The 9360-nt window shown below is 67.2% G+C and carries 8 protein-coding genes; 4 read left to right on the forward strand and 4 right to left on the reverse strand.

Going from position 1 to position 9360, the window contains the following annotated elements; translation table 11 throughout:
• Window positions 1-26 precede the first annotated feature (26 nt).
• The 4 genes from acnB to AC0N04_RS10000 form a co-directional block, all read right to left on the reverse strand.
• Window positions 27-2618, reverse strand: a complete 2592-nt coding sequence (acnB, locus tag AC0N04_RS09985) for a bifunctional aconitate hydratase 2/2-methylisocitrate dehydratase (protein ID WP_474281100.1) — start codon at window positions 2616-2618, stop codon at window positions 27-29.
• Between the two features lie 273 nt (window positions 2619-2891).
• The gene (locus AC0N04_RS09990; protein WP_474281102.1) at window positions 2892-3392 is read right to left on the reverse strand and encodes a hypothetical protein; all 501 of its coding nucleotides are present in this window, start codon (window positions 3390-3392) and stop codon (window positions 2892-2894) included.
• 110 nt (window positions 3393-3502) lie between these two features.
• Entirely contained in the window at window positions 3503-4534 is a 1032-nt protein-coding gene (locus AC0N04_RS09995; RefSeq protein ID WP_474281104.1) for an HpcH/HpaI aldolase/citrate lyase family protein, read from the reverse strand.
• A 114-nt stretch (window positions 4535-4648) separates the two neighbouring features.
• On the reverse strand, window positions 4649-5635 hold the full coding sequence (locus tag AC0N04_RS10000; RefSeq protein WP_474281106.1) for a malate dehydrogenase: 987 nt from the start codon (window positions 5633-5635) through the stop codon (window positions 4649-4651).
• A gap of 208 nt (window positions 5636-5843) precedes the next feature.
• Here AC0N04_RS10000 and AC0N04_RS10005 point away from each other — a divergent pair, with 208 nt between their 5' ends.
• From AC0N04_RS10005 to sdhA, 4 genes are all read left to right on the forward strand, one after another.
• Complete coding sequence (locus AC0N04_RS10005) at window positions 5844-6605, forward strand: GntR family transcriptional regulator (RefSeq protein ID WP_474281108.1); 762 nt, start codon at window positions 5844-5846, stop codon at window positions 6603-6605.
• Window positions 6606-6759: 154 nt separating this feature from the next.
• Window positions 6760-7191: a succinate dehydrogenase, cytochrome b556 subunit gene (gene sdhC / locus AC0N04_RS10010; protein WP_474281110.1), complete on the forward strand. Its 432-nt coding sequence runs from the start codon at window positions 6760-6762 to the stop codon at window positions 7189-7191.
• A 20-nt stretch (window positions 7192-7211) separates the two neighbouring features.
• Window positions 7212-7577, forward strand: coding sequence for a succinate dehydrogenase, hydrophobic membrane anchor protein (gene sdhD / locus AC0N04_RS10015; RefSeq protein ID WP_474281112.1), 366 nt, complete (start codon window positions 7212-7214; stop codon window positions 7575-7577).
• A gap of 9 nt (window positions 7578-7586) precedes the next feature.
• Window positions 7587-9359 carry a succinate dehydrogenase flavoprotein subunit gene (gene sdhA / locus AC0N04_RS10020; RefSeq protein ID WP_474281114.1) on the forward strand — a complete coding sequence of 591 codons (1773 nt, stop codon included), beginning with the start codon at window positions 7587-7589 and terminating at the stop codon, window positions 9357-9359.
• Window position 9360 lies beyond the last annotated feature (1 nt).

Raw genomic sequence — 9360 nt, forward strand, 5'->3', positions numbered from 1 at the left:
CTGTCAGCGGTCGCGCTGCGTGACGATCAGGCGGTGACGCCCTTGGCGGTGTCCGCGTACTCTTCGATCTGGTCGAAGTTCATGTACTTGTAGATCTTGCTGCCGTCCTGGTTGATCACGCCCATGTCGGCGTGGTATTCGGCCACGGTGGGGATGCGGCCCAGCTTGGAGCAGATGGCGGCCAGTTCGGCCGAGCCCAGGTACACGTTGGTGTTCTTGCCCAGGCGGTTGGGGAAGTTGCGGGTGCTGGTGGACATGGCCGTGGAGCCTTCCTTGATCTGCGCCTGGTTGCCCATGCACAGGCTGCAGCCCGGCATTTCCATGCGCGCGCCGGCGGCGCCGAAGGTGCCGTAATAGCCTTCCTTGGTCAACTCGGAGGCGTCCATCTTGGTGGGCGGGGCGATCCACAGGCGCACCGGGATGTCCTTCTTGCCTTCGAGCAGCTTGCCGGCGGCACGGAAGTGGCCGATGTTGGTCATGCACGAGCCGATGAAGACTTCGTCGATCTTGGCGCCGGCCACCTCGGACAGGAACTTGGCATCGTCCGGATCGTTCGGGCAGCAGACGATGGGCTCCTTGATGTCGGCCAGGTCGATCTCGATCACCGCCGCGTATTCGGCGTTCGGGTCGGCTTCCAGCAGCTCGGGCCGGGCCAGCCAGGCTTCGACCTTCTCGATGCGGCGGGCGAGCGTGCGGGCGTCCTGATAGCCGTTGGCGATCATGTTCTTCATCAGCACGACGTTGCTGCTGAGGTATTCCTTGATCGGCGCCGGGTTCAGCTTGACGGTGCAGCCTGCGGCCGAGCGTTCGGCCGAGGCGTCGCTGAGTTCGAAGGCCTGTTCCACCTTCAGGTCCGGCAGGCCCTCGATCTCGAGGATGCGGCCCGAGAAGACGTTCTTCTTGCCGGCCTTGGCCACGGTGAGCAGGCCGGCCTTGATCGCGTACAGCGGAATCGCGTGCACCAGGTCGCGCAGCGTGACGCCGGGCTGCATCTGGCCCTTGAAGCGCACCAGCACCGATTCGGGCATGTCCAGCGGCATCACGCCGGTGGCCGCGCCGAAGGCCACCAGGCCGGAGCCCGCCGGGAAGCTGATGCCGATCGGGAAGCGGGTGTGGCTGTCGCCGCCGGTGCCCACGGTGTCGGGCAGCAGCAGGCGGTTGAGCCAGCTGTGGATCACGCCGTCGCCCGGGCGCAGCGAGACGCCGCCGCGGTTGCTGATGAAGGCGGGCAGGTCGTGGTGCATCTTCACGTCCACCGGCTTCGGGTAGGCGGCGGTGTGGCAGAAGCTCTGCATCACCAGATCGGCCGAGAAGCCCAGGCAGGCCAGGTCCTTCAGCTCGTCGCGGGTCATCGGGCCGGTGGTGTCTTGCGAGCCCACCGTCGTCATCCGCGGCTCGCAGTAGGTGCCGGGGCGCACGCCCTGGCCTTCGGGCAGGCCGACGGCGCGCCCCACCATCTTCTGCGCCAGCGTGAAGCCGGCCTGGGTGGCGGCCGGTGCCTTGGGCAGGCGGAACAGCGTGCTGGCCGGCAGGCCCAGGAATTCGCGCGCCTTGGCGGTCAGGCTGCGGCCGATGATCAGGTTGATGCGGCCGCCGGCGCGCACTTCATCGAGCAGCACCTCGCTCTTGAGCCGGAACTCGGCGACCGTCGCGCCGTTCTTGACGATCTTGCCGTCGTACGGCAGCACCTCGATCACGTCGCCCATCTCCAGCTTGGAGACGTCGACCTCGATCGGCAGCGATCCCGAGTCTTCCTGCGTATTGAAGAAGATCGGGGCGATCTTGCCGCCCAGCGTGACGCCGCCGAAGCGCTTGTTGGGCACGAAGGGGATGTCTTGCCCGGTGGCCCAGATCACGCTGTTGGTGGCGCTCTTGCGGCTGGAGCCGGTACCCACCACGTCGCCGACGTAGGCCACCAGGTGGCCCTTCTTCTTCAGGTCCTCGATGAACTGCATCGGGCCGCGCTTGCCGTCTTCCTCGGGCTTGAAGGCCGCATCGGAGCGGGTGTTCTTCAGCATCGCCAGGTAGTGCATCGGGATGTCGGGGCGGGTGGTGGCGTCCGGCGCCGGCGACAGGTCGTCGGTGTTGGTCTCGCCGGGCACCTTGAAGACCGTGACCGTGATGCTCTTGGGCACCTCCGGGCGCGAGGTGAACCACTCGGCGTCGGCCCAGCTCTGCACCACGTCCTTGGCCTTGGCGTTGCCGGCCTTGGCCTTCTCGGCGACGTCGTGGAAGAAGTCGAACATCAGCAGCGTCTTCTTCAGGCCGGCGGCGGCCACGTCGGCGACGTCGGCGCGGTCGAGCAGGTCGATCAGCGGCTTGACGTTGTAGCCGCCCACCATCGTGCCCAGCAATTCGGTGGCCTTGGCCTTGCTGATGAGTTTGACGCTCACATCGCCGTGCGCCACCGCCGACAGGAAGCTGGCCTTGACCTTGGCGGCGTCGTCCACGCCCGGCGGCACGCGGTGCGTCAGCAGATCCAGCAGGAACGCGTCTTCGCCGGCCGGCGGGTTCTTGATCAGCTCGATCAGGTCGGCCACCTGCTTGGCGTCAAGCGCCAGCGGGGGGATGCCGAGGGCGGCACGTTCGGCAACGTGTTGGCGATAGGCTTGCAGCATGGAGGGGCTCCTGAGGGGCGAAGGGGCGCAGCGACGGCTGGCTGCGGATCAGCAGATACGGGTTAGTACCCTATTTTATATCTTATATAAGACTTGCCAAGCCCCCTTGCGAGGAGGCGGCGCCGGGGCAAAGGGCGCGGGCGCCATTTTCGCGCAGGGCCGGCAGGCGCCTGCAGCGAAAGGTGACACGAGGGGCGGGGCAAGCATGGCCCGGGCCGGCGACAGGCGCAAAAAAGCCCGGACAGGCCGGGCTCGGGTGCGGGCAGGGGCGACTCAGCGCGACGCCTGGGGCGACTCCATCAGGTCCAGCGCGTCGGCCGCCTTGGGCTGGTTCTCGGCGGCCTTGACAAAAGCCGCCTGCTGGTCGCTGACGCAATCGTCCACCAGGCGGTGCCCGGCCACGACGTCCATCAGCATCGACTTGTTGGCGATCTGCACCAGCAGCGTGCGGCCCTTGACGTCTTCCAGGCGGATCGCGCCGGTCGACGACAGCACCGGCTTCATCGTGTAGTGCGCCTTGCCGAACGCCAGGTCGACGTAGCCCTGGGCCTTGGGGTCGTGCTGGACGTTGATCGACTGCTTGAATTCGCAGCCATAGGCGCCGTAATAAACCATGCCCGCGGCGGCGGTTTGCGCGTCGGTGGCGGCAGGCAGCGGCGCCTCGACCGGGGCCGGCGGGTGGCGCACGGGGTGGTGCGCCGACTTCTTGGTCGTTGCGGCGGCGGGAAGCGCGAGGGCGGCCAGCAGGGCCAGGGCGAGCACACGGTTCGTCATCAAGAGGTCTCCAGGAAAGAGGGTCGCTGGCGATTGTCCATGCTCTTGCGGGCCGGCGTGGTGACGGTTGGTATCCGTGGCCGCCGCGGCGCTCCGGTCCCGGAGTCGCGTCACGTCGCCGGGAAATAGGCCTGCGCGACTTCGGCAGGCAGTTGCGGGCCGCCCTGGAACGACGTGCGGTGGGCGCGCTGCAACACCTGCCAGAAGTAACGGTAGCTCGCCCGGTCGTGCAACTGCTCGCGGCCGTGGTGGCGGTGGCGGATCGGCGCCCAGTCGGCGGCCTGCGCCGCCTGGATGATCGCGATCGCCTGGTCGACCTCGGCCGCGCTGGGCGCGAAGGCATCGACGATGGTGCGGATCTGATCCGGGTGGATGCTCCACATGCGCGTGTAACCCAGGCGCCGGCAGGCGACCTCGGCCGCGGCCTGGAGGGCGGCCTTGTCCTTGAATTCGGTGACCACGCAGTGCGAGGGCACCTTGGCGTGGGCGTGGCAGGCGGCCGAGATCTCCAGCTTGGCGCGCAACACCAGCGGGTGCTCGAACTGGCCGCCCGCTTGCCCGACGCCCATCGCGGACTGCGGGATCGCGCCGCGGTGGGCCGAGACGAAATCCATCAACCCGAATGACAGCGACTCGATGCGCGGGTGTGCCGCCAGCGCGAACACCTCGCGCAGCGCGCCATGGGTCTCCACCAGCGCGTGCAGCGGCACCTGGCGAGCCAGGCCGGCACGCTGCGCGAGGGCATCGATGCAGGCGACGGCGGCGTTCAGGTCGGCGGCGTCGCGCGGCTTGGGGATCATCAGATAGGCCAGCTTCGCGCCGGCCCGGGGCAGCAGCACCTCCAGCATGGCCTCGAAGGCGGGGTGGCCGTGGGGGACCACGCGCGCGCCCACCCGGCCGTGGGCGTTGAGCGGCGAATTCACCAGTTCGGCGATCAGGTGGGCGTGTTCCACCTCGCCGCCGACCGGGGCGCCATCCTCGCCATCGAGGGTGACGTCGAACACCGGCCCCATCTCGGCCTGCAGCGCCAGGCTCTTGCGCATGCGCGCCTCGACGCCGCAGTAGTGGTCGCAGACCGGCAGGTCGGCGACGCTGTCGCCTTCTTCGAACAAGACCTCGGCGGGGTGGCGCGGCAGGGGCATGGCAGGCGGGGGGCAGATCGGACCAAAGAAAAAGCCGGCGCCGCAGTCGCGGTCGCCGGCTTCGCAGCTTAATGCCTTCCGGCAAGCCTCAGCGCTGGCGCGAGGCCCGGTGCATCACAGCAGGTGCTTGACGCCGTCCTGTTCGCCCTGCAGTTCGGCCAGGGTCTTGTTGATGCATTCCTGCGAGAAGGCGTCGATGGACAGGCCTTCGACGATCTTGTACTCGCCGTTCGCGCAGGTGACCGGGAAGCCGAACATCACGTCCTTGGGAATGCCATATTCGCCGTTGCTGGGGACCCCCATCGTGACCCATTCGCCGTGGGTGCCCAGCGCCCAGTCGCGCATGTGGTCGATCGCTGCGTTGGCGGCCGAGGCCGCCGACGACAGGCCGCGCGCCTCGATGATGGCGGCGCCGCGCTTGCCCACCGTGGGCAGGAACACATCCTTGTTCCAGACCTGATCGTTGATCATGTCCTTGACCGAGGCGCCGTCGATGGTGGCGTAGCGGTAGTCGGCGTACATGGTGGGCGAGTGGTTGCCCCACACGGCCAGCTTCTTGATGCTGGACACCGGCTTGCCGGTCTTGGCAGCGATCTGCGACGCGGCACGGTTGTGGTCCAGGCGCAGCATCGCGGTGAAGTTGCCCGGCTTCAGGTCGGGGGCGCTCTTCATCGCGATGTAGGCGTTGGTGTTGGCGGGGTTGCCGACCACCAGCACCTTGACGTTGCGCGAGGCCACGGCGTTCAGCGCCTTGCCCTGGGCGATGAAGATGGCGCCGTTGATCGACAGCAGCTCGGCGCGCTCCATGCCCGGGCCGCGGGGGCGCGAACCGACCAGCAGCGCGTAGTCGGCGTCCTTGAAGGCGGACATCGGGTCGCTGTGGGCCTGCATGCCGGCGAGCAGCGGGAAGGCGCAGTCCTCGAGTTCCATCATCACGCCCTTGAGCGCCTTCTGGGCCTTCTCGTCGGGGATCTCCAGCAGCTGGAGGATCACGGGCTGGTCCTTGCCCAGCATCTCGCCGGAGGCAATGCGGAACAGCAAGGCGTAGCCAATCTGGCCTGCGGCGCCGGTCACGGCCACGCGAACGGGGGTCTTGCTCATGGTGAGGTCTCCGAGGAAGGAAAGAAAGAGGGGGCGGCAGGCGGGCAGGCGATCGACGAACCGCCCGCGCAAAGCGCAAGTTTAGCCCTTCAGTCTAAGGGTGAACCCGTGGCGTGTCAATATTCTTATGTCTTATATAAGACATTGTTCAGAGAAGCTGGACGGCGACGGGCCGGCTGTGCTGCAATGGCGGCCCATGTCCGCGTCGATGCCCGCCGAATCCCCGCCTGCCGAGAGCCCGTCCGCCTCGCAGACGCCGGCATTCAGTCCGCTCTACCAGCAGATCAAGGCCTTGCTGGTCAGGAGTCTGCAGGGCAGCGAGTGGAAGCCGGGCGAGGCCATCCCCAGCGAGCAGGACCTGGCGGCGCGCTTCCGCGTCAGCCAGGGCACGGTGCGCAAGGCGATCGACGAACTCGCGACCGAGAACCTGCTGGTGCGCCGCCAGGGCAAGGGCACGTTCGTGGCGACGCACGCCGAGGCGAACATCCAGTACCGCTTTCTGCGGCTGACGCCGGACGTCGGGCCGGTCACCGGCATGGAGCGCCGCTTCCTCGACTGCCGCCGCATGCGTGCGCCCGCCGACGTGGCGCGTGCCCTGGACTTGAAGTCGGGCGAAAGCGCGGTGTTGATCCGGCGCACCCTGCAGCGTGAGGCCGCGCCTGTGGTGCTGGACGAGATCTGGTTGCCCGCCGGGCCGTTCAAGGGCCTGACCGCCGAGCGGCTGTCGCAATACGCCGGGCCGATGTACGGCCTGTTCGAGTCGGAATTCGGCGTGCGCATGATCCGCGCCGAAGAGAAGATCCGCGCCGTCGCCGCAGACGCCGGCACGGCCGAGTTGCTGCAGGTGGCAGCCGGCACGCCGCTGCTGAGTGTGGAGCGCCTGTCCCACACCTACGGCGATCGTCCGGTGGAACTGCGGCGAGGGCTTTACAACACGGCGACCCATTACTACCGCAACGAGTTGAACTGAGCCCAGAGACTCTCCGGTGGCGGCTTGCCGGCAAGGCCGCTGAAAGCTTGTTGCGTTGCAATAAACTCCCGGGGTTCCAGGCTCGCGATCTGACGATCTGAATCCGACCGCTACCTCCTCCGACCCCGAGCGATCACAACAAGGACCCTCCCATATGGCTGAAACGCTCAAGAAACGGCCCGAGTTCCGCAACATCAACGCCTTTGCGGACCTGCCTCACTATCGGCTCCCTGTGGCCGGCATCGTCTCCATCCTGCATCGCATCAGCGGCCTGCTGCTGTTCCTGCTGATGCCCTTCATCATCTGGCTGTTCGACACCAGCGTCAGCTCGGAGGTGTCGTTCGGCGTCTTCAGCAATGCCTTCGTGGCCGGCATCGGCTTCGTTCCCGGCGTGCTGGTCAAGCTGGTCGCGCTGGCGCTGATCTGGGCCTATCTGCTGCACTTCTTCGCCGGCCTGCGCCACCTGCGCATGGACATGACCCACCGCGTTTCGAAAGAGCAGGGGCAAAGCTCGGCCATCGTCACGCTGGTGCTGAGCAGCGTGCTCACGCTGGCGCTGGGCGCCAAGCTGTTCGGCCTGTACTGATCACCTGAGGCAAGTTCATCATGGCTGTTAACTACGGATCCAAGCGCCTCGTCGTCGGCGCGCATTACGGCTTTCGCGACTGGCTCGCCCAGCGCGTCACGGCCTTCCTGATGGCGGCGTTCACCTTCGTCGTGCTGGCGCAGGTGCTGCTGACCAAGGGCGAGATCGGCTACGACAAGTGGTCGGGCATCTTCGCCGCGCAGTGGATGAAGGTGCTGACCTTCACCGTCATCGTCGCGCTGCTCTACCACGCCTGGATCGGCGTGCGCGACATCTGGATGGACTACATCAAGCCGGTCGGGATTCGCCTCGCGCTGCAGGTGTTCTCCCTCGTCTGGCTGGTCGGCTGCGCCGGCTGGGCGGTCCAAGTCCTCTGGCGTCTTTGAAGCATCACCATGGCACAGAACAACATCACCAAACGCAAGTTCGACGTCGTCATCGTCGGTGCCGGCGGCTCCGGCATGCGCGCGTCGCTGCAACTCTCGCTCGCCGGCCTGAACGTGGCCGTGCTGTCCAAGGTCTTCCCGACCCGCTCGCACACCGTGGCGGCGCAGGGCGGCATCGGTGCGTCGCTGGGCAACATGTCGGAAGACACCTGGCACTACCATTTCTACGACACCATCAAGGGTTCCGACTGGCTGGGCGATCAGGACGCGATCGAGTTCATGTGCCGCGAGGCGCCCAAGGTGGTCTACGAGCTCGAACACTTCGGCATGCCGTTCGACCGCAACCCCGACGGCACCATCTACCAGCGCCCGTTCGGCGGCCACACCGCCAACTACGGCGAGAAGCCGGTGCAGCGTGCCTGCGCCGCGGCCGACCGCACCGGCCACGCGCTGCTGCACACGCTGTACCAGCAGAACGTCAAGGCCCGCACCAACTTCTTCGTCGAATGGATGGCGCTGGACCTGATCCGCGACCAGGAAGGCGATGTGGTCGGTGTGACCGCGCTGGAGATGGAGACCGGCGACCTGCACATCCTCGAAGCCAAGACCGTGCTGATGGCCACCGGCGGCGCCGGCCGCATCTTCGCCGCCAGCACCAACGCCTTCATCAACACCGGCGACGGCCTGGGCATGGCGGCGCGTGCCGGCCTGCCGCTGGAAGACATGGAGTTCTGGCAGTTCCACCCCACCGGCGTGGCCGGTGCCGGCGTGCTGCTGACCGAGGGCTGCCGCGGTGAGGGCGCGATCCTGCGCAACAGCAACGGCGAACGCTTCATGGAGCGCTACGCCCCGACGCTGAAGGACCTGGCACCGCGCGACTTCGTCTCGCGCTCGATGGACCAGGAGATCAAGGAAGGCCGAGGCTGCGGTCCGAACAAGGACTACGTGCTGCTCGACATGACCCACCTGGGCGCCGAGACCATCATGAAGCGCCTGCCCAGCGTGCTGGAGATCGGGCACAACTTCGCCAACGTCGACATCACCAAGGAGCCGATCCCGGTGGTGCCGACCATCCATTACCAGATGGGTGGCATTCCCACCAATGTCCATGGCCAGGTGGTGATTCCGAAGAACGGCAGGCACAACGACGTGGTGAACGGCCTGTACGCGGTGGGCGAATGCTCCTGCGTGTCGGTGCACGGTGCGAACCGCCTAGGCACCAACTCGCTGCTCGACCTGATCGTCTTCGGCCGGGCCGCGGGCAACCACATCGTCGATGCGGCGCTGAAGACCAAGAACCACAAGCCGCTGCCGGCCGACGCGGCCGACCGGACCCTGGCACGGCTGGCGCGCCTGGATTCTGCCAAGGGCGGCGAGTACGCCCAGGACGTGGCCGGAGACATCCGCGCGACGATGCAAAAGCATGCCGGCGTGTTCCGCACCCAGGCCATGATGGACGAGGGCGTGGCGGCGATCAAGCAGGTGGCCGAGCGGGTCAAGTCCATCGGCCTGAAGGACACGTCCAAGGTGTTCAACACCGCGCGCATCGAGGCGCTGGAGGTCGACAACCTGATCGAGGCGGCCCGCGCCACGATGATCTCGGCCGCGGCCCGCCCGGAAAGCCGCGGCGCCCATGCCCACAACGACCACCCCGAGCGCGACGACGCGAACTGGATGAAGCACACGCTGTGGTATTCCGAAGGCGACCGCCTGGACTACAAGCCGGTGAACCTGCAGCCGATGTCCGTCGAATCGGTGCCGCCGAAGGTCCGGACCTTCTGAT

The organism is Ideonella sp. sgz306126 (assembly GCF_056032705.1).